We start from the raw sequence: 24994 nt of genomic DNA, 5'->3' as shown, positions 1-24994 counted from the left end.
GGATAGAACGAGTCTGGAACGAATCGGCGACGAATCAGTGACTCCTGCAGATTCAGCTTTTGTTCACGGCTATATGTGGATTTCGCGGCCGCGACACGCACCACATGCTGAATCGCTGAACTGGCCCGTTTCGTGCTAAGAGGGCATTGCCATTAACCTTTGTCGATAAACGATCACAGTGGCTTGGCATGCCTCGACCAAGGTTATGAAATTGTTGATCTTTCTTAATCCGCGTTAAGCAATTGGCAGGCGATTCCGGCTGTCGTCGTTAACGTTCAGCTCAAAGCCGGAACGAATCGGCGACGAATCAGCGATAGCGGAATTTTCCCGTTTTGTTCACCCCAATATCTTGTGTTGTGAACAGCTTATCCACCGAGAATCCACAGGCTTGGAAGCAGGTTTCGCACAGGCCGGCCGGGCCGCTGTTAACCTCTGCGTGCCGGATTGGGTCAGCAGCCGTGCTGTCACTTCGAAGGACCATGGCGCCAACGAAAAACGGGCCGGCGCGCCGGCCCGCCGATCTCTGCGCCTACATCGCCGTCGTCAGGCGAAATACTGGCCGCCATTGGCCGTGATGGTCGAGCCGGTGATGAAGCCGGCATCTTCGGATGCGAGGAAGACGACGCAGCGCGCGATTTCCTCGGGCTCACCGAGGCGGCCGACAGGAATCTGGGGAATGATGCGCTCGTTGAGCACCTTCTCGTCGATCGCCTTGACCATCTCGGTGGCGATATAGCCGGGACAGATGACGTTGACCGTGATGCCGGCGCGCGCCCCCTCTTGGGCGAGAGCCTTGCTGAAACCGATATCGCCGGCCTTGGCGGCGGAATAGTTGACCTGGCCGGCCTGGCCCTTCTGGCCGTTGATCGAGGAGATGGTGATGATGCGGCCGAACTTGCGGTCGCGCATCCCGCTCCACAGCGGATGCGTCATGTTGAAGACGCCGGACAGGTTGGTGTCGATGACCTCTTTCCACTGCTCGCGCGTGATCTTGTGGAACATGGCGTCGCGGGTGATGCCGGCATTGTTGACCAGCACCGAGACCGGGCCGAGATCGGCCTCGACCTGCTTGATGCCGGCGGCGCAGGCATCATAGTCGGCGACCGACCATTTGTAGACCGGAATGCCGGTCTCAGCCTTGAATTTCGCCGCTGCGGCGTCATTGCCGGCATAGTTCGCCGCAACCGAATAGCCGACGGTCTTCAATGCGATCGAGATCGCCGCGCCGATGCCGCGCGATCCGCCTGTGACGATTGCTACCTTGGTCATGCATTTCCCCTTTTTTGATATCGCCCTGTTGTCGGGCTTGGCAGGCACTGGATACAGAACGGGCGGCTAAAGCGCGTCGCGCTGAGGTAGATTCAGGCGATGCGCTTCAGATGTTTGGTTTTATGCATGTCGGTGTTCCCAAAACCGCTGCGCGCTTTTGGGCGACATGCATGCACGCCGCCCTTTTAGTGACTTTCTTCAGAGTGCTTCGACACACATGGCGACGCCCATGCCGCCGCCGATGCACAGGGTAGCGAGACCCTTCTTGGCGCCGCGCCGGCGCATTTCGAAGACCAGCGTGTTGAAGACGCGAGCGCCGGACGCACCGATCGGATGGCCGATGGCGATGGCGCCGCCATTGACGTTGACGATCGAGGGATCCCAGCCCATGTCCTTGTTGACGGCGCAGGCCTGCGCCGCAAAGGCTTCGTTGGCCTCGACCAGGTCGAGATCGCCGACCGACCAGCCGGCCTTCTCCAAGGCCTTGCGCGAGGCGGGAATGGGTCCGGTGCCCATGATCTGCGGATCGACGCCGGCGGTTGCCCAGGACACGATGCGCGCCAGCGGGGTGATGCCGCGCCTCACCGCTTCCGCTTCGCTCATCAGCAGCGCGCCGGCGGCGCCGTCATTGATGCCGGAGGCGTTGGCGGCGGTTACCGTGCCGTCCTTGTCGAAAGCCGGTTTCAGCTTGGTCATGGCGTCGATCGTGGCGCCGTGGCGGATGTATTCGTCCTGGTCGACGATGGTGTCGCCCTTCTTGCCCTTGATGGTGACGGCGACGATCTCGTCCTTGAACTTGCCGGCCTTCTGCGCGGCCTCGGCCTTGTTTTGCGAGGCGAGCGCGAACTGGTCCTGGTCTTCGCGGGTGATCTGGAACTGACGCGCGACGTTTTCGGCTGTGTTGCCCATGTGGTAACCGTTGAAGGCGTCCCACAGCCCGTCCTTGATCATGGTGTCGATCAGCTTGAAGTCGCCCATCTTGACGCCGGCGCGCAGGTGCTGGGCATGCGTCGAAAGCGACATCGATTCCTGGCCTCCGGCGACGATCACCTTGGCATCGCCGATGGCGATCTGCTGCATGCCGAGCGCGATGGCGCGCAGGCCCGAGCCGCAAACCTGATTGAGGCCCCAGGCGGTGGTTTCCTTGGGCAGGCCGGCATTGATCGATGCCTGGCGGGCCGGGTTCTGGCCTTGCGCGGCGGTCAGCACCTGGCCGAGGATGACCTCGTCGACCTCGCCTGGTTCGACGCCGGCACGCGACAGCAATTCCGTGATGACGACGGCGCCGAGCTCATGCGCCGGGGTGGCGGCGAAAGCGCCGTTGAAGGAGCCGACCGGCGTGCGCGCCGCACTGGCAATGACGATGGAAGCGGACATTTTCTTCTCCAGACTTCAAGGGTGTTGCTCTGTCGTTGGGGACTTTTCTTGCCCTTTCCCAACCCCAAGTCAAACCGGAAATGGGCATGGCGCCCATGCGCCGCAAGCAGGCCATGCCTTGCCATGGCGGCCATTCGTCCATTGCTGCGCAGCATATTTTGCCTGCCATGCAGCATTTAGTGATCCCGCACTGCACAAACTGCTTGGAATTGTGAGGCTTTTGCGCATATCCTCAAAAAAGGCACAATCGTTATCGGCGGCTTACTCAGAGGCGCGCCGGTGTCCCCGGGAGGATGTAGATGGCCGCTAAAGACGATCCGATCATCATCAAGAAATACGCCAATCGCCGCCTCTACAACACCGGCACCAGCACCTATGTGACGCTCGAGGACCTCGCCGAGATGGTCAAGAAGGGCGAGGAGTTCACCGTCCAGGACGCCAAGACCGGCGACGACATCACGCATCCGGTGTTGACCCAGATCATCTTCGAACTGGAGAACAAGGACGGGCAGAACATGCTGCCGATCCCGTTCCTGCGCCAGCTCATCGCTTATTACGGTGACCAGATGCAGATGATCGTCCCGAGCTTCCTCGAACAGTCGATGCTTGCCTTTTCCAAGGAGCAGGAGCGTTTTCGCGAGCAGATGAAGGGGGCGCTCGGCAAGTCGCCGCTCGACATGATGAAGATCACCACGCCGATCAAGGCGCTGGAGGAACAGACGCGCCGCAACATGGAAATGTTCCAGAATGCGATGCGGCTGTTCACGCCGTTCCCGCCCGCTGGCTCCGCGCCAGCCGCTGCGACGTCGCCCGAGCCGGCCAGGAAGGAAACGCCTGACAAGCCCGACGATCTTCAGGAACTGAAGGACCAGATCGCGGCCATGCAGCGCAAGCTCGACACGATGTCCTGAGCGCCTGGCGTTCTTGCGGCCTTACACCAGCACGCCCTCATAGCGGCCGCGCGGCCGGATGACACTTCCGCTTGTTATCTGTTCGACCGTGTGCGCGGCCCAGCCGACGCTGCGTGCGAGCGCGAACAGGCGGAACGGTGCATCGCGCGGCAAGCCTAGGCTGCGCGTCAGCGCGGCCAGCCCAAAGTCGATGTTGGGAAGCGCGCCGGTCGCCGCAAAGGCAGCGTCGCGCAGCGACGATAGTGTGCCGTCAACCTCGATCACCGACAGCAGCGCCGCCCCGCGGGGATCGCCGTCAGGATAGAGTTGATGACCGAACCCCGGCAGCGGCCGGTCATGGCTGAGCCAGCGCCGGATCGTCGCATCGGCGCCATGCCGCGCCGCATCCTCGGCCAGTTGCATCACCGCCTCGCCGGCGCCGCCATGGCGCGGGCCTGACAGCGTCGCGAGCCCTGCCAGCAGGCAAGCGGCCAGCGGCGCGCCGGTCGAGGCTGCGACGCGCGCGGCGAAGGTCGACGCATTCAGTTCATGATCGGCAAGCAGGACAAGCGCACGGCGGATCGCATCGGCGCGGCCGGCATCCACCGACCAGTCCTGCGCAAGCCGCTGATGGACGGGATTTGACCCCGCCGGTGCGCCCAGCGCGGCGGCCAGCACGCCGACCGCGTGCGCGGCATCGGCATGCAGCGAGGCGGCGCTGCGCCCGAGCGACGGGCGCCCCTGACCGGCAAGCACGGCAAGTTGCGCAAAGGCCGAGGCTCGGCCAGCTTGATGGGGTGCGTCCGGCGACGCTGCTTCGAAAGCCACTGGTTTCGGCAGAGCCCAGAGAACGGCGGCGGCTTCTTCCAGTGTGGCGTGCCCGGAGAGCACTGCGGCGTCCTGCCCGCGATAGATGAGCCGACCGTGCGAGACGGTCGAAATCGCCGTTACGATCGAGGGCTCGCCCCAGGCGATGGCGCTTTCGGCGATGACTGACGGGCTGCGGCCGCGCGCCCGGCGGGTCGCCAGTGCGGCGATATCGTCGGCGCGGTACTGGCTGCGGCGCGGATCGGCGCGGTCGGGCCGCATGCCGATGCGCCCACGGCTGACATAGGCGTACAGCGTCTGCGCCCGCACCTTGAGTCTCTCCAGCGCCTCTTCCCGGGACAACCACTCGGACATATCGAGCCCTGATATTGATTCTATTGATCAAGATTGATGGAAACGTTGCCCATCTCTATCTCCGATCCGGAAATGCTTCAAGGAGACAGGCTATGGCGAATGGGCTCGATGATGTGGTGGCGGCGGAAACCGTGCTTTCCGATGTGGATGGTCTTGGCGGCCGTCTGACGATCCGAGGTCATTCGCTGCCGGAACTGGCCGGCCGTTGGAACTATGCCCAGGTGGTTAGGCTGCTGCTCGACGGCTTCTTCAACGACCTTCCCGATGATGCGCAACTGTCGCGGGCGCTGGGACAGGCGAGTGCGGACGTGTTCGAACGGCTCTTGCCCTCGCTGCCTTTGCTGGCGCCGCTCGATGTCTACAGCGCCATGCGCGCCGGCATGGCGCAGCTGCCGGATGGCGAGACCTTGACCGACGCCTTGCTGCTGATCGCGGCGCCCGCCGTGCTGACGCCGGCGCTGCTGCGCCTGCGGCGCGGCGAGCAGCCGATCGCGCCGGACAGCCGCGCCGATCATGCCGCCGACATGCTGAGGATGCTGAGCGGCCGCGTCGCCTCGCAGGCGCTCACAAAAGCGCTCGACACCTATCTGGTGACCGTCTGCGACCATGGCCTCAACGCATCGACCTTTGCGACGCGCGTGGTCGCCTCCACGCAGGCCGGCCTGACATCGTCCCTGCTGGCCGGGCTTGGCGCGCTCAAAGGGCCGCTGCATGGTGGCGCGCCTGGCCCCGTCATCGAGATGCTGGATGCGATCCAGGCGCATGGCGATGCCGCCGGCTGGCTGCGCAACGAGATCGCGCAGGGCAGGCGCATCATGGGGTTCGGCCATCGCATCTACCGTGTGCGCGATCCGCGCGCCGATGTGCTGAAGGCCGTGGTGCGGCAACTCGGCGGCGAGGGCGAAACCGGTCGCCGGCTGGCCTTTGCGGAGACCGTCGAGCAAACGGCGCTCGAGGTGCTTAGGATCGCAAAGCCGCAGCGTTCGCTGCAGACCAATGTCGAGTTCTACACCGCGCTGGTGCTGCAAGCGGCGGGCTTTCCGCCGCAAGCTTTTAGCAATGTCTTTGCCGCCGGGCGCGTGGCCGGCTGGATCGCGCATGCGCGTGAACAGCAGACGACTGGACGGCTGATCCGACCGCAGTCGCGCTATATCGGGCCGGTGCCGGACCTGGTCGCCTGAGGTTCTTTCGGCGCCTGGCGAGCGACACCGATCCGATCAGGATCCTCCTGGTGAGCGGCCGTGTGGCCGCTCATGACGAAAATTTCATCTCGTCGAAAAATTCTGGCCGCTGTTATTGCGTCGCATTGAGCATATATGCTGCACTGCAACATAAGATCGCTCTTGCCGCAATCAGAGGATTTCGACCTTGGCCGCCAGAAAAACCGCAGTCATCACCGGCTCTACATCGGGCATTGGCCTGGCCATCGCCCAGGCGCTGGCGGCCGAAGGCCATAATGTCGTCGTCAACTCCTTCTCCGACACGGCTGCCGACCACGCCATCGCTGACGCGATCGCCAGACAGCACAAGGTGAAGACGGCCTATATCAAGGCCGACATGTCGAAGCCGGCCGAATGCCGGGCGCTGATCGCCAAGGCGGCCGAGACATTCGGTTCGGTCGATATTCTCGTCAACAATGCAGGCATCCAGCATGTCGCGCCGGTGGAAGAGTTCCCGATCGAGAAATGGGACGCCATCATTGCCATCAACCTGTCGTCGGCGTTCCACACCATCGCGGCCGCCATCCCGCTGATGAAAAAGGCCGGCGGCGGCCGGATCGTCAACATCGCCTCGGCGCATGGCCTGGTCGCGTCGCCGTTCAAATCGGCCTATGTCTCGGCCAAGCACGGCATCATGGGATTGACCAAAACCGTTGCGCTCGAACTGGCGCGCGAAAAAATCACCTGCAACGCCATCTGCCCCGGCTATGTGCTGACGCCGCTGGTCGAGGCGCAGATCCCCGACCAGATGAAAGCCCATCAGATGGACCGCGAGACCGTCATCCGTGAGGTCATGCTGGACAAGCAGCCGACCAAGGAATTCGTCACGGTGGAGCAGATCGCGGCAGCGGCGGTGTTCCTGTGCTCGGACGCGGCGGCGCAGGTCAACGGCACGCATCTCTCGGTCGACGGCGGCTGGACCGCCGCGTGAGGCGCAAAACTCTCTCATCCACCCAAAGGGACAGATCAAGGACGACGCCATGACCAAGAACGGCAAGGCGGAGGAGACGAAGAAGATCAACGTAGCGCTTCAGGGCGGCGGCTCGCACGGGGCCTTTTCCTGGGGTGTGCTCGACCGGCTGCTGGAGGACGGACGGCTGGAGATATCAGCAGTGTCCGGCACCAGCGCCGGAGCCATGAACGCGGTGGCGCTGGCCGACGGATATGTGCGCGGCGGAGTCGAAGGCGCGCGGCAAAAACTTGACGATTTCTGGCGCGCGGTGGCGGCCAAGGGGCGGTTCAGCCCGGTGCAGCGCATGCCGTGGGACGTCGCCTGGGGCAACTGGTCGATCGAGAACACGCCCGGCTATCTCTTCTTCGATACCATGTCGCGGGTGTTCTCGCCCTATGTCGCCAACCCACTCGGCCTCAATCCGCTGCGCGACGTGGTGCAGCAGGAGATCGATTTCGAGAACGTCCGCGCCTGCAAGTCGATGGAACTGTTCATCTCGGCGACCAATGTCGAGACCGGACAGTTGCGCGTCTTTTCCGACGGGGAGATCGACCTCGATACGGTGATGGCCTCGGCCTGCCTGCCGCAATTGTTCCGCGCCGTCGAGATCAAGGGCGTGCCCTATTGGGATGGCGGCTATGGCGGCAATCCGGCGCTTTATCCGTTCTTCAAGACGGCTGCGACCGAGGACGTGCTTCTGGTGCAGATCAATCCGGTGGTGCGCGAGGGAACACCAAGAAGCGCCAACGAGATCCAGAACCGCATCGACGAGATCACCTTCAACGCCGGGCTGCTGCGCGAATTCCGCTCGATTGCCTTCGTCAAGGAGCTGATCGCCGCCGGCCGTCTGCCACATGGCGAGTACCGCGACATCCGCATGCACCGCATCGATGCCGACGAGGCGTTCAAGGACCTGTCGGCGTCCTCGAAGGTCAACGCCGAATGGGCGTTTCTGACCTACCTCAGAGATCTCGGCCGCACCGCCGCCAGCGACTGGCTGGAAGAGAATTACGACGCCGTCGGCAAGCGACCGACGCTCGATCTCTCCGGCGAACTGGATGACGGCTACAAGCCGGTGCGCGGTCCGGCACCCGGCCGGCGGGTCAAGGAATTTCTTGCGGCGCGCAAGAACCCGGAGGCGGAGCGCCGGCGCGCCTGAGCGACCAATCGATGTGCATCGATTGGTCCGCAATCATGCTTTCAAGGTCAGGTCGATCACCCTGATCAGGGCAGCGGCAGGCAGCCGCTGCCCCTCCGGATCTCTGATCCGCGCCTTCATGCCTTCCAGCCCGTCGAGCAGCATGTCGGCAAGCAGTTGCGCCGACAGGCCCCTGGCCGCCAGATCGACGCCGTTCCTGGCTGCCTCGCCCTCTATCGCGGCGCCGATGTGTTGGCCAAGCCCGCCGCGCCAGCAGCCCACCAGATCGCCAAGGCTCGATTTCATGTCCAGCAATTCGGCGCCGTGCGGCGAGGCAACGACCGCGCTCATCATCGAGATAAAGGCCTCATCGATGGCTCGCATCATGCGCTCGGTGAAAGGGCCGTCGCCGGATAGGGCAAACCTTGCCGCCTCGACCGAGCGCGACAGGATCATCATGGCGATGGCGCGGAAAATGTCGGTCTTGTTCTTGAACAGGAGATAGAGCGCCGGGCGCGACATGTCGGCGGCACGGGCGATGTCGTCCATGGTGGTGCGCGAGAAGCCATAGGCCAAAAACACCTTCATCGCGCCATCCAGAATACGGGCGCGTTTGGGATCGGCGGTGGCGATGTCTTCGATCTGGTTCATCGAGCAATTCTATCCTGCAAAATCCTAATTGACAAAATGACGAAATTTGTCAATCTGTATCGGAGCGAAACGGCCGGGAGGCCGCTTCGCCCTTGGCAGTGGACGACAACAAAGGGTATCCCCATGCGCCTCACCGTCGACGGTCAGTCATTCGATATCGACGCCGATCCGGACATGCCGCTGCTGTGGGCACTGCGCGATCTCATTGGCAAGACAGGGCCAAAATTCGGCTGCGGCATCGCCGCGTGCGGCGCCTGCACCGTGCATGTCGACGGTCAGCCGGCGCGTTCCTGCTCACTCCCAGTTGGGCAGGTCAGCGGCGCTGTCACGACTATTGAAGGCATCGGCACGGCAGGCGGACTGCATCCGGTGCAGCAGGCATGGCTGGAGGAACAGGTCGCGCAATGCGGCTACTGCCAGGCCGGCCAGATCATGAGCGCGGTGGCGCTGCTCGATGAAGTCGCCGACCCAAGCGATGCCGACATCGACAACGCCATGGGCGGCAATCTCTGCCGCTGCGGCACCTATCCCAAAATCCGCTCGGCCATCAAAAAGGCCGCAGCGCTCAAGACGGCGGGGCTCTGACCATGGCCAGGGTCGGAAAGATCGCCCGCCGCACGTTTCTGATTGGCGCTGCCGCTGTCGCTGGCGGCGTTGCCGTCGGCTATTACTACTATCGCAAGCCGTTCCCGAACCCGCTCGAGGCCGAGCTTGGCAAGGGCGAGGCGACGTTCAACCCTTATGTGAAAATCGGCGCCGACAACACCATCACCATCGTCGCGCCGCGCGCCGAGATGGGGCAAGGCATCTCGACGACGCTTGCGGCCATGGTCGCAGAGGAACTCGACGTCGGGCTCGACCGGGTCATGGTCGAGCATGGACCGGCATCCCATGCCTATTACAACGCCGCGATCCTCGAGGAGGGCGGTCCGTTCGCCTTCTTCGATGAAAGCCTGACCGCGCAGGCGGTGCGTTCCGGTCTCGGTGTGGTCGGCAAATTCCTTGCCCTGCAGGGCACCGGCGGTTCGGCTTCGACACGCGACGGTTTTGACAAGATGCGGCAAGCGGGTGCCGCTGCCCGGCAGATGCTGGTCGCAGCGGCAGCGCAAAAACTGGGTGTCGCGGCGGCCGATCTGGAAACGGCCGACGGTTCGATCCTGCACAAGGCGTCGGGCAAATCGCTGACCTACGGCGCGGTCGCCGCGGCTGCCGCCGCGATGGCGCGGCCGGCCGAAGTCAGGCTCAAGGACCGGGCCGACTGGAAGCTGCTGGGAAAGCCGCAGAAGCGCATCGACATGCTGGCAAAGCTCACCGGGGCGCCGATCTTCGGCATCGATGTCCGGCTGCCGGAGATGGTCTACGGCACGGTCAAGATGAGCCCGCGCTTCTGGTCGAAGCCGGTCAAGGCGGACCTCTCCAAAGCCGAGAAAATGCCTGGGGTGATCAAGATCGTGCCGCTCGAGACGAATTACGGCCATGGCTTCGGTATCATCGCGAATAATACATGGGCAGCATTCAAGGCGGCCGAGGCGATCGACGCCCAGTGGTCCGATCCTGAATATCCGCTCAGCAGCGCCGCCATTTCAGATGTGCTGAAGCAGGCGCTTGCCACCAAGGGGTCGGTGATGCGCGACAATGGCGATGTCGAAACCGCCTTTGCCGACGCGCCGCGCGAAAGCATCATCGAGGCAGACTATGCCGTGCCCTATCTGGCGCATGCGACGATGGAGCCGATGAACGCCACGGCACAGTTCAGGGACGGTGCGCTCGACATCTGGTGCGGCAACCAGGCGCCGACCCTGGTGCGGCAGCTTTGCGCCAACGCGGTCGGCATCGAGCAGGACAAGATCAATGTGCACACCACCTTCATGGGCGGCGGTTTCGGCCGGCGCGTCGAGATGGACTACGCGCTGTGTGCCGCGCTGATGGCGAAGGAGACGGGCGGACGCCCGATCAAGGTGACCTGGACGCGTGAAGAAGACATGCGCCACGACGCCTATCGACCGGCCGCAATAGGCAAGTTCCAGGCGCGGCTCGGTGACGATGGCATGCCGATCGCGGTCGACATGAAGATGGCCTCGCCATCGGTGATTGCCGGTACGCTGCGCCGGCTGTTCCCCTCGGTATCGCCGCTCGGTCCCGACAAGACCATTGTCGACGGCGCCTATGACCAGCCCTACACCATCCCGAATTACCGGGTCAGGGGTATCGCGGCGCCGGTCTCCATCCCTGTCGGCTCCTGGCGTTCGGTCGGCAGTTCGGTCAACGGCTTCTTCCATGAGGGCTTCATGGACGAGATCGCGGTCGCCGGAAAAATCGATCCGGTCGAGATGCGCAAGAGACTGATGGCCGCCTATCCCTCGGCGGTGAAGGTGGTCGAGAAAGTCGCCGCGATGGCGAAATGGGGCGAGGCGCTGCCCGCCGGCAAGGCCAAGGGCATGGCCTTCACGCTGTCCTTCGGCAGTTGGGTCGGCGAGATCGTTCAGGTGGCGGACACGCCGGCCGGCATCCGCATCGAGAAGGTGTGGATCGCCGCCGATGTCGGCACCGCGCTCGATCCCGGCATCATCGAGGCGCAGTTGATTTCCGCCGCCATCTACGGCCTTTCGGCAGCGATGGGTCAGGAAATCACCTTCGCCGACGGCATGGTCGAACAGTCGAACTTCCACGATTTCGATGCCATGCGGATCTTCCAGTGCCCGGTCTTCGAAGTCGCCATCCTGGAAAATTTCCACAAGATGGGCGGCGTCGGCGAGATCGGCACACCGCCGGCGGCTCCAGCACTCGCCAACGCCATCTTCGCGCTCACCGGAAAGCGCATCCGCACGCTGCCGCTGTCGAAAACGGTGGCCTTCGCATGAAGAAGCTCCTCATCATGCTGACGCCTGCTGCCATGCTCGTGCTCGCAGCGCCGTTTGCGATTGCGCAAGAGAGCCAGACGCCGGCGCCGGCGACCGTCGACGCGGCGAAAGGCCTGTCCGAATGGGACAAGGTCTATGCGGTGTTCTCGCATCCGCGCTGCGCCGACTGTCATGTCGCGGACGACCGGCCGCGATGGTCGGGTGCGCACTATCGCGGTACGCGCGTTCACGCCTTCAATGTCCAGCGCGGTGCTAACGGGTCGGGCTTCGGCAATCCGGGCCTGCGCTGCACGACTTGCCATTTCTCCAGCAATTCCAAGGCATTGCACGGGCCACCCGGGGCCGAGAACTGGCATCTGGCGCCGGCCGAGATGGCCTGGTTCGGCAAATCCTCGGCCGAAATCTGCGCCCAGATCAAGGATCCCCTGCGCAATGGCAACCGCAGCTTGAAGGACATCGCGCTGCATGTTCGCGACGACAGATTGGTCGCCTGGGGCTGGGCGCCGGGGCCGGATCGTGAACCGGCTCCGGGCTCTGCCGAAGCGACCTATCAAGCGATCGAAGACTGGGCCGCGGCGGGCGCATCTTGTCCGCCGGGGCAATGATCTTGCAACTTTCAGACTATATTGCGGTGCAACTTTGATGTAGAAGCGCGCTTCGCCGATCACGGCAAATTGAACACGGCTTGGCGCGCACCCATATCGGCGACGCGCCCGCGTTATGAGGACGCTGGCCGAACCCGCAGTGGAAAACAACGACGATGCCGAGAATCAGGTTTCACAAGCTTGCAGCCATTGTTGTGCTCATCGGTTTCGCGGCGTGGATGGCGACAGGCGAGTTTTCGTCGGTCGGCAGCGTAGCCGCCAACAAAGCCAAGGCAGCCGAAGCCGAACAGGCCAAGGCGCCGGACGCGGCCAAGCCGAAGACGGCTGAAGCCGAGCCGAAGGCACCGCTGCGCACCGTTGCGGTGGTGACGCCGCCACGCAAGACCTATGCACGCGCCATCCGCATTTCCGGGCTGACCGAAGCCGACAAGCGGGCGGTGCTGGCGACGCGCGTCGCCGGTGTCATCGACAAGCTGCCTGTCAAGCAAGGCGATCACGTCAAGACGGGGGATCTGGTACTGATGCTTGCGGCGGAAGAAAAGATCTCGATGGTCGACAATGCAAAGCAGTTGGTGGTGCAGCGCCAGGCCGAGTTGGACGCAGCCTTGCGGCTGATGAAGACCGGCAATCTGCCCAAGCTGCAGCTCGATACCGCGCGCTCGAACCTGACCTCGGCGCAGTCGCAACTGGAAACGGCACAGGCCGAACTCGACCGCAACGAGGTGAAGGCGCCTTTCGACGGCGTCATCGACCGGGTGCCGGTGGAACTTGGCAGTTCCATCATGCAAGGCGGCGAGGTGGCAACCATCCTCAAGCTCGATCCGGTGATTGCCCGCGGCGAAGTCAGCGAGCGCGATCTCGGCTACCTGAAACTCGGGGACAAGGCCACCATACGGCTGGTCAGCGGCCAGACCGTCGAAGGCACCGTGCGCTACATCAGCCGCGACGCCTCTTCGGCGACCCGCACCTTCCGCGTCGAGGTTGCCGTCCCCAATGCCGACGGCTCCGTGCCGGCCGGCATGACGGCGGAAATCGCACTTAGCGCGCTGCCGACCGATGCGGTGCTGCTGCCGCGCTCGGTGGTGACGCTCGGCGACAAGGGCGACCTCGGCATCCGTGCGGTCGGCAAGGACAACAAGGTTGCGTTCTTCCCCATCGACCTCGTCGACGACACGCCGACCGGCCTGGTGCTTGGCGGCATCCCTGCCGATGCGCGCATCATCGTTGCCGGCCAGGAACTGGTGAAGGAAGGCGATGAGGTCAAGCCGGTCGAAGCCGACCAGGCAACCATCCAGAAACTGCTGGGCGAAGCGACCGCCGGCACGCAGTAGCATGGGGTACGGCGGACAGACCCCGGGCGGGGACACTTGGCTGCGACGCAGCCCGTGAAATTCAAGAACAGGCGTTAGCCATGGATATCGTCAGACTCGCAATCAACAATGCCCGCCTGACCATTTCGGTCCTCGTCTTCCTTCTGCTCGCCGGCTGGGTCGCCTATCAGTCGACGCCGAAGGAAGCCGAGCCCGACGTTCCGATTCCGATGATGTATATCAGCCTGATCTATCAGGGCATTTCGCCTGAGGATTCGGAGCGCCTTCTGCTGCGGCCGATGGAAAGCAAGCTGAAGAGCCTGAAAGGCCTCAAGGAAATGCGCTCGGCCGCCTTCCAGGGCGGCGGCTATGTGCTGGTCGAGTTCCAGCCGCAGACAAATCTGGCGACGGCCTTGCAGGACACGCGCTCCAAGGTGCAGGACGGCAAGGCCGACCTGCCGCAGGCGGCCGAAGAGCCGGTCGTTACCGAAGTCAACATCTCCGAATTCCCCGTCCTCGTCGTCACCCTGTCGGGCGAATTGCCCGAACGCGTGCTGACCGCCGCCGCGCGCGAACTGCGCGACCGTATCGAGGAAGTGCCAGGCGTCCTGGAGGGCTCGTTGCAGGGTTCGCGCGACGATCTTGTCGAAGTCGTCATCGATCCGATGAAACTGTCGTCCTACGGGTTGCAACTCGATCAGCTGATCGGCGCTGTCGGTGCCTCCAACAGCCTGGTCGCCGCCGGCAATATCGAAGGCTCGGAAGGCAAATACGCCGTCAAGGTGCCGTCACTGATCGAGACGCCCGAGGACGTGGCGGCCTTGCCCGTGGTCGCCGGCCCCAATGCCGTGGTGCAGGCCAAGGACATCGCGACGATCCGCTCGACCTTCGCCGATGCCACGACGATCACGCGCCTCAATGGCAAGCCGGCCATCGCCATCGAAGTCAAGAAGCGCATCGGCGCCAATCTGATCGACACGCTCGCCAAGGTGAGGGAGGTGTCCGACGCCTACGTCAAGACGATGCCGCAAGGCATGAACGTCACCTACACGCAGGACAAGTCGGTCTTCGTCAACCAGTTGCTCGGCGATCTGCAGAACCACGTCATGATCGCCGTCATCCTGGTGTTCATCGTCATCCTCTACGCGCTGTCGGGTCGTGCCTCGCTGCTGATCGGCCTGGCCATTCCGTCGTCATTCCTGATCGGCATCCTGCTGCTGGCCATGATGGGCTACACGATCAACATGATCGTGCTGTTCAGCCTGATCCTGGCTGTCGGCATGCTGGTCGACGATGCCATCATCGTCACCGAGTTCGCCGAACGGCGGATGAGCGAAGGCATGCCGAAGGCGGAAGCCTTCGCATTGGCCGCCAAGCGCATGGCCGGTCCGGTCATTGCCGCGACGATGACGCGCATAGCCGCCTTCTCGCCACTGCTGTTCTGGCCGGGCATCATCGGCGACTTCATGAAGTACATGCCGATCACCCTGATCGTCACGCTATCGGCCTCGATGCTCTATGCGCTGGTGTTCGCGCCGACGCTGGGGGCGATCTTCGCCAAGGCGCCGGAGCATCATGAGGATGATAATCGCGACGGCTGGTACATGGCGATCGTCAAGCAGGCGGTGCGGTTTCCGATTACGGTGGTTTTGCTGACGGTCGCTCTGCTGTTCGGCGTCGGCTTTGCCTATTCGAAATATGGCGCCGGTGTCGAATTCTTCCCCAGTGTCGAGCCCGACTACGGCCTGCTCTACGTGCACGCGCGCGGCAACCTTTCGCTGGCCGAAATGGATACGGCGACCAAGATTGCCGAAAACAGGATGCTCGGCTGGCCCGGCATCAAGTCGGTCTACACCCGCGTCGGCAAGACACAAGGCGGCGGCCAGGATGTCCCTGAAGACGTCGTCGGCGTCATCCAGTACGAATTCATAGATTGGCGCGAGCGCAAGTCGGCGAACCAGATCCTGAACGATTTGCGCGGCGTCATGGCCGGCATTCCCGGCGTCGATGTCGAGGTGCGCGTGCCGGAGGCCGGTCCGCCGACCGGCAAGCCGATCCAGATCAGGCTTTCGGCCGTCGACCCCAAGGGGCTCGACGACAAAGCGCGCGCGGTTGCGGCACGCATCGGCAAGGTGCCTGGCGTCATCGACATTTCCGACGGCCTCCCGCCGCCCGGCGTCGACTGGGCGCTCGAGGTCGACCGTGCCAAGGCAGCGCAATATGGCATCAGCCCAACCGCTGTCGGCACAGTGGTGCAACTGGTGACCAACGGGCTGAAGCTTTCGGAATACCGGCCTGCCGGCGCCGACGACGCCGTCGACATCAGGCTGCGTCTGCCGGAAGACCGGCGCACGCTGTCGACGCTCGACGAGCTCAGGGTGCAGACCTCGCAAGGCTCGGTGCCGATCTCGAATTTCGTCGTGCGCAAGCCGGAGCCGACGGTTGGTATCCTCAACCGTATCGACGGCGCGCGCACGGTGGTCGTCCAGGCAAACGTTGCCGCAGGCGCCCAGGTCGCGGCCGTGCAGGCGGAGGTCAACAAGGCCGTCTCCGGGATGGATCTCGGCAGCGGCATACGTTGGAAGCTGGCCGGCTCGAACGAAGACAGCGCCGAGGCCAGCGCCTTCCTTGGCAAGGCCTTCGGGGCGGCGATCTTCCTGATCTTCCTGGTGCTGCTGATGCAGTTCAACAAATTCACCAGCGTGCTGATGGTGCTGTCCTGCGTGGTCATGGCGACGGTTGGCGTGTTCCTGGGGCTGCTGATCACAGGCGAGACCTTCGGCATCGTCATGTCGGGCATTGGCGTCATCGCTCTGGCCGGCGTGGTGGTGAACAACAACATCGTGCTGATCGACACCTATGACCGGCTGCGTGAAGAAGGCTGGGACAAGATGGACGCGGTGCTGCAGACCTGCCGCGAGCGCGCCCGGCCGGTGGTGCTGACGGCGGTGTCGGCGATCCTCGGCGTGTTGCCGATCGCCTTCGGCCTTGGGCTGGAAATCTTCCATCACGAGACGACGATCAACGCGCCGTCGACGCAATGGTGGATTTCGCTGTCCTCGGCGATCGTCTTCGGCCTGTCCTTCGCCACCTTGCTGACGCTGGTGGTGACGCCGTCGATGCTGATGATTTTCACGCGCAGCAAGAACAGCCGCTTCTATGCGTTTTTCCGCCGGCTGTTCCGGCGCGGCAAGGGAACGGTTTCGCCGACCGACAGGCCTGGCCAGGAAGCAGGCGACGAACCGGAAATCGCCTTTCCGAAAGCCGCCGAATAGACCCCATCGCCGATTTGACCGCAGAGGCCGCCCGGAACAACCGGGCGGCCTCTGCATTGTCTCTGAGCGAAACGTCGAAGCGAGGGCTTCTCATGCCGATCACCACCATCGTCATCATCGTCCTGATCCTTGTCCTCATCGGCGCGGTGCCGGCCTGGCCGCATTCGCGCTCCTGGGGTTATGGGCCGTCGGGTATCGTCGGCGTCGTGCTGGTGGTGCTCATGGTGTTGCTGTTGATGGGACGGCTCTGAGGCGCCCTCTCGTGGGAGATTGTTCAGTGTGCGGAGGGGCGGCGCCCGTGATCGCGGAAGTCAGGCAGCTTTCGCAACGCCATTCACGGTGGCAATGCCGATATCGCCAAGAGCCTCAGCAACCGCCTGATCCAACGGCGTGTGCGGGATCTCGCCGACGATGCCTTCCAGCCGTATCGAAGCCAGCTGATGCGGCTCGAAGCGCAGGTAGGACATGGAGACGATCTCGCGCCACATCGCCACGAACGGGCTGCCAGCGCGCAGCACCCACCAGGGCATCGAAGTCATCTTGAGCGGACGACCAATAGCCTTCTCGGCAGCGGCCTTGATCTGCAGATCGGTGACCGCGTGGCCCGGAAAGTTCAGCGCTTCATAGAAGCCGAGCTTGTCCAGATTGCGCGCCAGCGCGACGAAGCCCACAGCGAAGTCAGGCAGATAGGCCCATTCATGCACGAGGTCGACCGGGCCAGGCGCGGTGTAGATACCTTTGTTGATCTTGGCGGCAACGATCAGGTCGAACCATAATCCGCTGCCGGTGCCGCCGAAGAAATCGCCGGCCCGTAGAAGAATGGTGCGGACGCGGCCCGCGTCGGCCTCGCGACGAAACAACTCCTCCATGGCGCAGCGGATGCGGCCCTTTTGCGTGGTCGGGTGGAAGGGTGTGTCTTCCGATATCACCGCCGGCATCGGCGAGCCGTAATTGTAAACGGTGCCGGGGAAGAGATGCAGTGCGCCGTTCGCATGGCAGGCGGCCATGACATTCTGCGCCATCGGCAGGCATTTGCCCCAGTCGGTGTAGATCGGGTTGAGGCCGTTGAAGACGATATCGACACCTTGCGTGGCGCGGATGAGGGCCTCGCGGTCGAGAGCGTCACCGGCAACGGCCGTGGCGCCTTTGAGTTCGGCCGGCACCTTGCCGTTGCGGGTGACGGCGCGGACCTCGTAGCCCGCGTCGATGAAGGCCTTGGCGACCACGCGGCCGAGCCGGCCACCGGCACCGAGAATTGCGATCTTGGTCATTGGAAGCACTCCTGGTTGGGATTTAGGTGGTCGGTCGGGCGATCGAGATCAGCGGCAAGCGCGATCGGGATCAGCGGCTGCCGAAGAGATCGCGGTTGCTGCCCTGTGTGACCGGCTTCCGGATGGCCGCATCGGGGTTGTGAATCGAAGCGGTGGTCGTGTCGTCGGTGCTGGTGACAGCCGGCTGGCTGGCGTCGTTCGAACCAAACTTGTCGCTGCCGGCAAAAGCGGCGCTGATGGAAGTGAGGATAGCGGCGGTGGTGAGAGCGATCTTGGTCATCTGAGTTCTCCTGGTTGGTGTTTGCAGTCCGTGTTGGTGTCTGCAACTGGAATATGGTCGCTCCGAATGCGAATGGAAATTGACTACAGATGGCGTTCTGATATTCATAAATGAATGACAGAAATCGACTGGAACCTGATCAAGAGCTTTGTCACCGTGGCGGAATCCGGCAGCCTGTCGGCTGCCGCGCGGAAGCTTTCGGCCAGCCAGCCGACGCTTGGCCGTCACATCGGCGAGTTGGAACAGGCGCTGGGCGTCACGCTGTTCCGTCGAGGACGGCACGGCTACGAACTGACGGAGGCCGGCAGCACGCTGTTGGAACGCGGCAAGGCGGTCAGCGAGCAGGCAAGCGCCTTCTCACTCCTGGCACTGGGTTCGGTTGAGGCTATCGAAGGCACGGTGCGTATCGCCGCCAGCGAGGTCGTGGCGGCCTATGTCCTGCCTGAGATGACGATGCGGCTGGGGATCGAGGAGCCCGGCATCGAGGTCGAGATCGTCGCCTCCAATCAGGTCGAGAACCTGCTGCGTCGAGATGCCGACATCGCCATCCGCATGGTCAAGCCGGCGCAGAACGAGCTGATGGCACGCAAGGTCTGCGACATCGAGCTCTGCGCCTGCGCGGCTAAATCCTATCTCGACAGGCGCGGCCGTCCGCTGAAGCCTGCCGATCTTGTCGACCACGATCTGGTCGGCTTCGACCGCGGCGACGAGATCATCAGGGGTTTTACCCGGCACGGCATCCCCGTCACCCGGAGCAGCTTCCGCTTCAGGGCCGACAACCAGATGGTTTTGTGGGAAGCGGTGCGGGCGGGAAACGGCATTGGTCTTGGCCAGGAGCCGCTGGCCGACAGGGATCCTTTGATTGAGAAGGTGCTGCCTGACCTGCCGCTGCCAGTTCTGCCGGTGTGGCTGGCGATGCATCGCGACGTGCGTACCAGCGTGCGCATCCGCCGTGTGGTGGATTTCCTTCACGAGGAGCTGAAACGCTATTCGGCGGGTGCTGGCGCGAATTCGGCGCGGTGAGCGAGCCCGGCCATCAGCAACACGATGATCAGCAGTCCCGACATGGTGATGAAGATCGGGCCGAAGCTGGAATGCTCGGCAACGAAGCCGATCGCCGACGGCGCCACCAGTATGCCGCAGTATCCGATCGTCGTGACCACGCTCATGCCGGTGCCGGAAGACATGCCTTCCTGGTTGCCGCCGGCCGAAAAGATGATCGGCACCATATTGGCGATGCCGAAGCCGCAAAAGGCAAAGGCTGCAATGGCGAGCCAGGGCGAGGGCGCCAGGCCAGCCACCAGCATGCCGACCGCGGCTACGAGGGCCGACGCGCGTAGCGTCGTCACCGCGCCGAAGCGATTGCGTATGCCGTCGCCGAAGAACCGCGTAACCGCCATGACGCCTGAAAATCCGGCGTAGGCGAGGCCGGCGACGGCGAGATCGGCGCCGAGCTCCTGGCGCAGATACAGGGCTGCCCAGTCGAGCACGGCGCCTTCCGAGATCATCGCCAGCAACGCCATCAGCCCGATCAGATAAACCAGCGGGTTTGCCGGCAGTGCGAATTTGTGGTGCTCGGCCGCCTGCGGTCTGTCTTCGGCGAGGAGATGGCGAACGGCCACCGCGATCACCGCGAAGGCAAACGCCGTTACCGCCGCCGCGTGGACGAGGTGGCCGTAATGCTGGATGGCAAAGCCGCCGAGGCCGCCACCGGCAAAACCACCGAGACTCCAGAAGCCGTGCGAAGACGACATGACGGCGCGGGAGAGCCGCCGTTCGACCACCACGGCGTTGGCATTCATGGCAACGTCCATGCCACCGATCGAGCCGCCGAAGATGATCATGGCAACGGCCGCCAAGGGTACGTCGGGCGCCAGCGCCACGACCATGAGACCGAGGCTGCCGCACAGCGCGAACCAACGCAGTACGGTGCGCGAACCATGTCTGGAGATCAAATGGCCACACCAGGTCATCGCGACGACGGCGCCGACCCCAAACAAGAGAATCAGCAGACCGAGCGTGAACTTCGAAATCTCCAGCCGGGTCAGGAACACCGGAATCTGCGGCGCCCAGCTGCCCGTCAGGAAGCCGTTGGCGAGGAAAATGGCCGCGAGCGCCCATCGTCCGCGAATGGCAGTCAGCTTGGCAGTTGACGCGTTCATGAGGCGAATCCCGCAAGAAATGGCTTCGCGCGGCAAATTAGATCGATTCAATTTTCAGTCAAGGCTCTTTCGGGAAGCATTTTTTGAGCCAAACACAGCCTTGAGTGATCGCTGGCCTTAATGGTCCTTGGGGCGCCTTGCCTCGAATTCGGCCTTCTTGGCGTCGGAGGCCTCGGTCTGGTTGAGCGCCTGCCATTGCGCATAGGGCATGCCGTAGACGATCTCGCGCGACTGATCCTTGGTGAGATCGACGCCCTCGGCATTGGCCGCCTCGCGATACCAGTTCGACAGGCAGTTGCGGCAGAAGCCGGCGAGGTTCATCAGGTCGATGTTCTGCACGTCGTTGCGTTCGCGCAGATGCTCGACCAGCCGGCGGAAGGCGGCCGCCTCGAAATCGCGTTGCTGCTCGTCGCTGAGTTCGGTCATCGAAACCTCCGTCATAGCGGCCCGGTACGCGAGCCGAACATCTTCACCACATGTATATCGGGACGGCGGTCGATGGCGTCAACGATCGGCGCCAGCCGTTCGGCCCAGGCGAGCGCGCCCTTCTGGTCCGATATCAAATCCTGTCGGATCTCGATCAGCGCATGGGCGAAGCCGTTGACGATGGCGTGCTTGTACATGGTGTCGCCGCGCAGCGCGCCGTCATAGGGTTCGTTGTCGCCGACGACGAGGTTCCTGTCCTGCGCCAGCATGTCTATCAACGGCCGCGCCACGCGGTCGTCGAGGTCCCACAGGATGCCGACGTGCCAAGGACGCTGGATTCCTTGCATGGCCGGGGTGAAGGAATGCACCGAGAAGATGAAGGGCGCCTGGGCGGAAGCCTGTGCGACCGAGGCGATCATGGCGCTGACGGCGTCGTGATAGGGCCGGTAGAACCCGTCGAGCCGCCTCTCGCGCTCCTCGGCAGCGATGGGGTAATTCCCAGGTACGACAGTGCCGTCATAAAGCTGGCGAATGAGCGTCGGGTCGTCTTCGCCGCGATTGGGATCGATCAGCAGCCGCGAAAAATTGGCGAGCACCGCTGGCACGCCGAGCAGGGCAGCCAGTTCGCGCGTCACGCCCTCGACGCCGATGTCATAGGCGATGTGGCGGTCGAACTCCGCTGAGGGCAGGCCGAGGCTGCCATAGTCGTCGGGCAGGTCGCGACGGGCATGATCGCCCAACAGCACGATGCCTCGCTTGCGGTCGCCCTCGATGATCTCGAAAGGCGCGAAAACTGTGGATCGGGTCATTGGCGGGAAATGGTCTGTTCGCTGGCTTCCGGGGAGGATGCTATCGTCATTCCACGAAGACGACGCTTGCGCAATGCCGTTGTTTGGCCAAGGTTTCCCGGGAAATCTGGCACAAGTCGGCGAATTGTGCGCCGGAGCCTTTCTAAATCGATTGGAATTGGACAAAACGGTGCGTTGACATGCGCCCGGACTTTTCCGAAAAGGGGCGCAGAGAGATGCTGATGTGGTTTTTGAGGGGTTTTCGGATGAGTTCCGCCGGCGGGCAGCGCATGCGCTCTGCCTTTGCCATGCCGCTCCTCACTCTTGCCATCGGCCTGTCGGCCATGGTCGTGGCTTCGCCGGCGCGTGCCGATTTCCGCGTCTGCAACGCCACGCAGAACCTGGTCGGTGTCGGCATCGGCTATCGCGCCAAGGCCGGCTGGATCACCGAAGGCTGGTGGCACATCGAGGGATCGAGCTGCAAGACGCTGATCGAAGGGCCGCTGTCATCAAGGTTTTACTATCTTTATGCAGAAGACGCCGAACGCGGTGGACGCTGGGACGGCCCGATCAACATGTGCGTGGCTGAAAAAGAGTTCAAGATCGCAGGCGTAACCGACTGCGTCGCCCGGGGCTTTCAGCGCGCCGGATTCCAGGAATATGACACGGGCGAACAGGCAAGCTGGATGGTCCAGCTGACCGATGAGTCCACAACGGGAGGCGCTCCAGCCACCCCGGGAACAAACAGTCAATGAGACGTAGCCGCAAGGTCAAGATCCTAGCCACCATCGGTCCTGCCTCCTCCTCGGAGGAGATGCTGAAGAAACTATTCGAAGCGGGCGCCGATGTGTTCCGCATCAATATGAGCCATACCGACCATGAACTGATGCGCACGCTGGTCGGACGCATCCGCGCTGTCGAGGAAGCCGTTGGCAGGCCGATCGGCATCCTCGCCGATCTGCAAGGGCCAAAGCTGCGCGTCGGCAAGTTCGCCAACGGCAAGGAAGTGCTGACGCAAGGCCAGACCTTCACGCTCGACGACAATCCCGAGCCCGGCACTTCGACCAGGGTCTATCTGCCGCATCCGGAAATCCTGAGCTCGGTCGAAGCCGGCCATCGCCTGCTGATCGACGATGGCAAGCTCGAGCTGAAGGCGGTGAAGAGCGACGGCAAATCGATCGTCTGCACCGTCGTCGCCGGCACCACGATTTCCGACAAGAAAGGCGTCAGCCTGCCTGACACCGACCTGCCGGTCGGCGCGTTGACCGAGAAGGACCGCAAGGACCTCGATGCCGTGCTGGCCACAGGCGTAGACTGGGTGGCGCTTTCCTTCGTGCAGCGGCCGGAGGATCTGGCCGAAGCGCGCAAGATCGCACGCGGCCGGGCGCTGATCATGGCCAAGATCGAGAAGCCGCAGGCTGTCGCCCGGCTGGCCGAGATCATCGAATTGTCCGACGCGCTGATGGTCGCCCGCGGCGATCTCGGCGTCGAGATGCCGCTCGAGGCGGTGCCCGGTATCCAGAAGCAGATCACGCGCGCCGCACGCCGCGCCGGCAAGCCGGTGGTGGTTGCAACGCAGATGCTGGAATCGATGATCACGGCACCGGTGCCGACCCGCGCCGAGGTGTCCGATGTTTCGATCGCCGTCTTCGAAGGCGCCGATGCCATCATGCTGTCGGCGGAATCGGCGGCGGGTGCCTATCCCGTCGAGGCCGTGGCAATGATGAACCGTATCGCCACCAAGGTCGAGACCGATCCGACCTATGCCGGCATCATCAACGCCCAGCGCTCCGAGCCGGAAGCGACCGGCGCCGACGCCATTTCGCTGGCCGCGCGCGAGATCGCCGAAACGCTGAAGCTGTCGGCGATCATCACCTACACTGCATCCGGCACCACAGGCCTGCGCGCCGCCCGCGAGCGGCCGCAAGTGCCTGTTATCGCGCTGTCGCCGATCCTCAACACGGCGCGGCGGCTGTCGCTTTTGTGGGGCACGCATTGCGTTGTCTCGCCCGACGCCGTCGACCTCGACGACATGGTCAACCGCGCCTGCCGCATCGCCTTCGACGAAGGCTTCGGCAAGCCAGGCGACCGCGTCATCATCACCGCGGGCGTACCGCTGCGGACACCGGGTTCGACCAACATGCTGCGCATCGCCTATATCGGGTCGGACACACAAGTCAGCCGCTAGATTCCTAAAGCGTGTCGGCTCTGAACGGTTCGGGCGACCGGCTTCAGGTCGGCGCGAGTTCGGCCTGCGGTACCTTGATATCGGCGCATCTGCCGGCGCCGTAGGCGTCGCCGGCGATGCGCGCCTCCACGGTCCTGGCCATCGCCTGCAGGTCGATACTCTTGCCGGCGACCTTCTCGATGGCGCCGACGGTCAGGTCGGGCGCGATCCAGTCTGGCTTGTGACCGAGATTGTGCACCCAGACGAGTTCGGCACCGGCAATGTCGCGCGCCAGACCGACCGAATGGATATGTGCATAGACCACCTTGTCGCGATCGCCTGAAATGACCACGGTTGGCGCCTTGATCTCGTTGTAGCGCGGTGCGGCGTCGAGGGCATAGCGATAGAGCCCGGCGACATCGGTGGCGTTGGCGCGAAAGGCTTTTGGTCGCAGCACCAGCGGGATAGAGGCCATTCCGAGATAATTGTCCGGCACCTTGTTGGGCGAGAAAACGCAGGTGGTGGCGTCGGCCATCTGCAGTGTACCGGCCGGATAGGTCAGCGTTTCGGAAAACAGCCAGCCGAGCACGGGAATGGTGGTCAGATCGTAGTACCAGGCGGTTGCGCCGCCCGGCCATGGATGGGTCGCCGGTGCGAGGAAGACCAGTCCAAGTGTCTTGTCTGGATGCTCGCGGCCAAAGGCCGATGTCACCACGCCGCCGAAGGAATGGCCGACGATGACAGCCTTCCTGATGCCGAGATGGTCCATCAGTGCGGCAATGGTGTTGGCCTGCGCCGACGGGTTCTCGTTGTTGGTGCCGCGACCCGACCAGCCGTGGCCTGGCCGGTCGAAGAACAGCATTTCGGCGCGGCCTTCGAGCAAGGGACGCAGCGGCAGCATCTGGTCCCTGAGATTGGCGCTGGCGCCGTGGATGAAGACGATCGGCGGCAGCTCGGCGTTGGCGGGTGCCGGAACATGGACATAGTGGATGCGGGCGCCGTCGATGTCGGCGAACTCGCCGAACGGCGGATCGCGGTGCTCGATCAACCATGAGCCGACGCGGGTGATGCCGACAAAGCCGAAGACAAGCGCCATCAGGAAGGCAAGGGCGGCGTAGATCAGGTTCATGGGGAAGATACGGAAGTGGAGGGGGGTAGGTTGTAGGGGAG

At 63.6% G+C, this 24994-nt stretch carries 23 protein-coding genes; 13 read left to right on the top strand and 10 right to left on the bottom strand.

The window, feature by feature from the left end; translation table 11 throughout:
- Window positions 1–543: 543 nt before the first annotated feature.
- Both phbB and EN990_RS13400 read right to left on the bottom strand, forming a co-directional pair.
- Window positions 544–1269, bottom strand: a complete 726-nt coding sequence (phbB, locus tag EN990_RS13405) for an acetoacetyl-CoA reductase (RefSeq protein WP_013529183.1) — start codon at window positions 1267–1269, stop codon at window positions 544–546.
- A 198-nt stretch (window positions 1270–1467) separates the two neighbouring features.
- Complete coding sequence (locus tag EN990_RS13400; protein ID WP_024502944.1) at window positions 1468–2646, bottom strand: acetyl-CoA C-acetyltransferase; 1179 nt, start codon at window positions 2644–2646, stop codon at window positions 1468–1470.
- A gap of 299 nt (window positions 2647–2945) precedes the next feature.
- On the opposite strand from EN990_RS13400, the gene phaR reads away from it, so the two are divergent.
- Window positions 2946–3557, top strand: a complete 612-nt coding sequence (gene phaR / locus EN990_RS13395; protein WP_063169186.1) for a polyhydroxyalkanoate synthesis repressor PhaR — start codon at window positions 2946–2948, stop codon at window positions 3555–3557.
- A 21-nt stretch (window positions 3558–3578) separates the two neighbouring features.
- Here phaR and EN990_RS13390 read toward each other — a convergent pair whose 3' ends face one another.
- Window positions 3579–4718, bottom strand: coding sequence for a citrate synthase (locus tag EN990_RS13390; protein WP_027162501.1), 1140 nt, complete (start codon window positions 4716–4718; stop codon window positions 3579–3581).
- 92 nt (window positions 4719–4810) lie between these two features.
- On the opposite strand from EN990_RS13390, the gene EN990_RS13385 reads away from it, so the two are divergent.
- The 3 genes from EN990_RS13385 (at window position 4811) to EN990_RS13375 (ending at window position 8049) form a co-directional block, all read left to right on the top strand.
- Window positions 4811–5899 carry a citrate synthase/methylcitrate synthase gene (locus EN990_RS13385; protein WP_127369066.1) on the top strand — a complete coding sequence of 363 codons (1089 nt, stop codon included), beginning with the start codon at window positions 4811–4813 and terminating at the stop codon, window positions 5897–5899.
- A gap of 178 nt (window positions 5900–6077) precedes the next feature.
- Window positions 6078–6869 carry a 3-hydroxybutyrate dehydrogenase gene (locus tag EN990_RS13380; RefSeq protein ID WP_164753469.1) on the top strand — a complete coding sequence of 264 codons (792 nt, stop codon included), beginning with the start codon at window positions 6078–6080 and terminating at the stop codon, window positions 6867–6869.
- A 49-nt stretch (window positions 6870–6918) separates the two neighbouring features.
- Entirely contained in the window at window positions 6919–8049 is a 1131-nt protein-coding gene (locus EN990_RS13375) for a patatin-like phospholipase family protein (RefSeq protein ID WP_013529189.1), read from the top strand.
- Between the two features lie 33 nt (window positions 8050–8082).
- On the opposite strand, the gene EN990_RS13370 is transcribed toward EN990_RS13375, so the two are convergent.
- Window positions 8083–8679 (bottom strand): TetR/AcrR family transcriptional regulator, encoded by a 597-nt coding sequence (locus tag EN990_RS13370; RefSeq protein WP_127388312.1) that lies wholly within the window; start codon window positions 8677–8679, stop codon window positions 8083–8085.
- Window positions 8680–8802: 123 nt separating this feature from the next.
- Between EN990_RS13370 and EN990_RS13365 the strand changes: the two genes are divergently transcribed.
- The 6 genes from EN990_RS13365 (at window position 8803) to EN990_RS13340 (ending at window position 16981) form a co-directional block, all read left to right on the top strand.
- Complete coding sequence (locus EN990_RS13365; protein WP_027162497.1) at window positions 8803–9264, top strand: (2Fe-2S)-binding protein; 462 nt, start codon at window positions 8803–8805, stop codon at window positions 9262–9264.
- A 2-nt stretch (window positions 9265–9266) separates the two neighbouring features.
- A complete protein-coding gene (locus EN990_RS13360; protein WP_127384600.1) occupies window positions 9267–11540 on the top strand; it encodes a xanthine dehydrogenase family protein molybdopterin-binding subunit in 2274 nt (757 codons plus the stop codon).
- Window positions 11537–12145: a hypothetical protein gene (locus EN990_RS13355; protein ID WP_127369794.1), complete on the top strand. Its 609-nt coding sequence runs from the start codon at window positions 11537–11539 to the stop codon at window positions 12143–12145. The genes EN990_RS13360 and EN990_RS13355 overlap by 4 nt, the downstream gene beginning before the upstream one ends.
- 155 nt (window positions 12146–12300) lie before the next feature.
- The gene (locus tag EN990_RS13350; protein WP_082827499.1) at window positions 12301–13476 is read left to right on the top strand and encodes an efflux RND transporter periplasmic adaptor subunit; all 1176 of its coding nucleotides are present in this window, start codon (window positions 12301–12303) and stop codon (window positions 13474–13476) included.
- A gap of 80 nt (window positions 13477–13556) precedes the next feature.
- Complete coding sequence (locus tag EN990_RS13345) at window positions 13557–16730, top strand: efflux RND transporter permease subunit (RefSeq protein ID WP_127384599.1); 3174 nt, start codon at window positions 13557–13559, stop codon at window positions 16728–16730.
- A gap of 92 nt (window positions 16731–16822) precedes the next feature.
- Complete coding sequence (locus EN990_RS13340) at window positions 16823–16981, top strand: DUF3309 family protein (protein WP_013529196.1); 159 nt, start codon at window positions 16823–16825, stop codon at window positions 16979–16981.
- A gap of 60 nt (window positions 16982–17041) precedes the next feature.
- Here the strand turns inward: EN990_RS13340 and EN990_RS13335 are convergent, their stop codons facing one another.
- Window positions 17042–18001, bottom strand: a complete 960-nt coding sequence (locus tag EN990_RS13335) for an SDR family oxidoreductase (protein WP_127370181.1) — start codon at window positions 17999–18001, stop codon at window positions 17042–17044.
- Between the two features lie 70 nt (window positions 18002–18071).
- Window positions 18072–18281 (bottom strand): DUF680 domain-containing protein, encoded by a 210-nt coding sequence (locus tag EN990_RS13330; protein WP_127384597.1) that lies wholly within the window; start codon window positions 18279–18281, stop codon window positions 18072–18074.
- 114 nt (window positions 18282–18395) lie between these two features.
- Here EN990_RS13330 and EN990_RS13325 point away from each other — a divergent pair, with 114 nt between their 5' ends.
- Window positions 18396–19304 carry a LysR family transcriptional regulator gene (locus EN990_RS13325; protein ID WP_127369959.1) on the top strand — a complete coding sequence of 303 codons (909 nt, stop codon included), beginning with the start codon at window positions 18396–18398 and terminating at the stop codon, window positions 19302–19304.
- Here the strand turns inward: EN990_RS13325 and EN990_RS13320 are convergent.
- The 3 genes from EN990_RS13320 to EN990_RS13310 all read right to left on the bottom strand — a co-directional run bounded on the left by EN990_RS13320 (window position 19268) and on the right by EN990_RS13310 (window position 21678).
- Complete coding sequence (locus tag EN990_RS13320) at window positions 19268–20443, bottom strand: MFS transporter (RefSeq protein WP_064993272.1); 1176 nt, start codon at window positions 20441–20443, stop codon at window positions 19268–19270. The genes EN990_RS13325 and EN990_RS13320 overlap by 37 nt on opposite strands.
- Before the next feature lie 117 nt (window positions 20444–20560).
- Window positions 20561–20869 (bottom strand): DUF1244 domain-containing protein, encoded by a 309-nt coding sequence (locus EN990_RS13315; protein ID WP_013529201.1) that lies wholly within the window; start codon window positions 20867–20869, stop codon window positions 20561–20563.
- Between the two features lie 11 nt (window positions 20870–20880).
- Window positions 20881–21678 carry an N-formylglutamate amidohydrolase gene (locus EN990_RS13310; RefSeq protein WP_127384596.1) on the bottom strand — a complete coding sequence of 266 codons (798 nt, stop codon included), beginning with the start codon at window positions 21676–21678 and terminating at the stop codon, window positions 20881–20883.
- A 245-nt stretch (window positions 21679–21923) separates the two neighbouring features.
- On the opposite strand from EN990_RS13310, the gene EN990_RS13305 reads away from it, so the two are divergent.
- Together EN990_RS13305 and pyk are read left to right on the top strand one after the other, a co-directional pair.
- Window positions 21924–22412 (top strand): DUF1036 domain-containing protein, encoded by a 489-nt coding sequence (locus EN990_RS13305; RefSeq protein ID WP_013529203.1) that lies wholly within the window; start codon window positions 21924–21926, stop codon window positions 22410–22412.
- Window positions 22409–23845 (top strand): pyruvate kinase, encoded by a 1437-nt coding sequence (gene pyk, locus EN990_RS13300; protein WP_013529204.1) that lies wholly within the window; start codon window positions 22409–22411, stop codon window positions 23843–23845. Before EN990_RS13305 ends, pyk begins: the two co-directional genes overlap by 4 nt.
- A 43-nt stretch (window positions 23846–23888) precedes the next feature.
- Here pyk and EN990_RS13295 read toward each other — a convergent pair whose 3' ends face one another.
- Complete coding sequence (locus EN990_RS13295; RefSeq protein WP_127370007.1) at window positions 23889–24953, bottom strand: alpha/beta hydrolase; 1065 nt, start codon at window positions 24951–24953, stop codon at window positions 23889–23891.
- Window positions 24954–24994 lie beyond the last annotated feature (41 nt).

Origin of the sequence: Mesorhizobium sp. M7A.F.Ca.US.005.03.1.1 (genome assembly GCF_003997975.1) — a bacterium.
In the GTDB taxonomy this organism is placed as follows: Bacteria; Pseudomonadota; Alphaproteobacteria; order Rhizobiales; family Rhizobiaceae; genus Mesorhizobium; species Mesorhizobium ciceri.
Note: the sequence above shows the minus strand (reverse complement) of the source record. Positions and strands in the feature narration are given on the sequence as shown.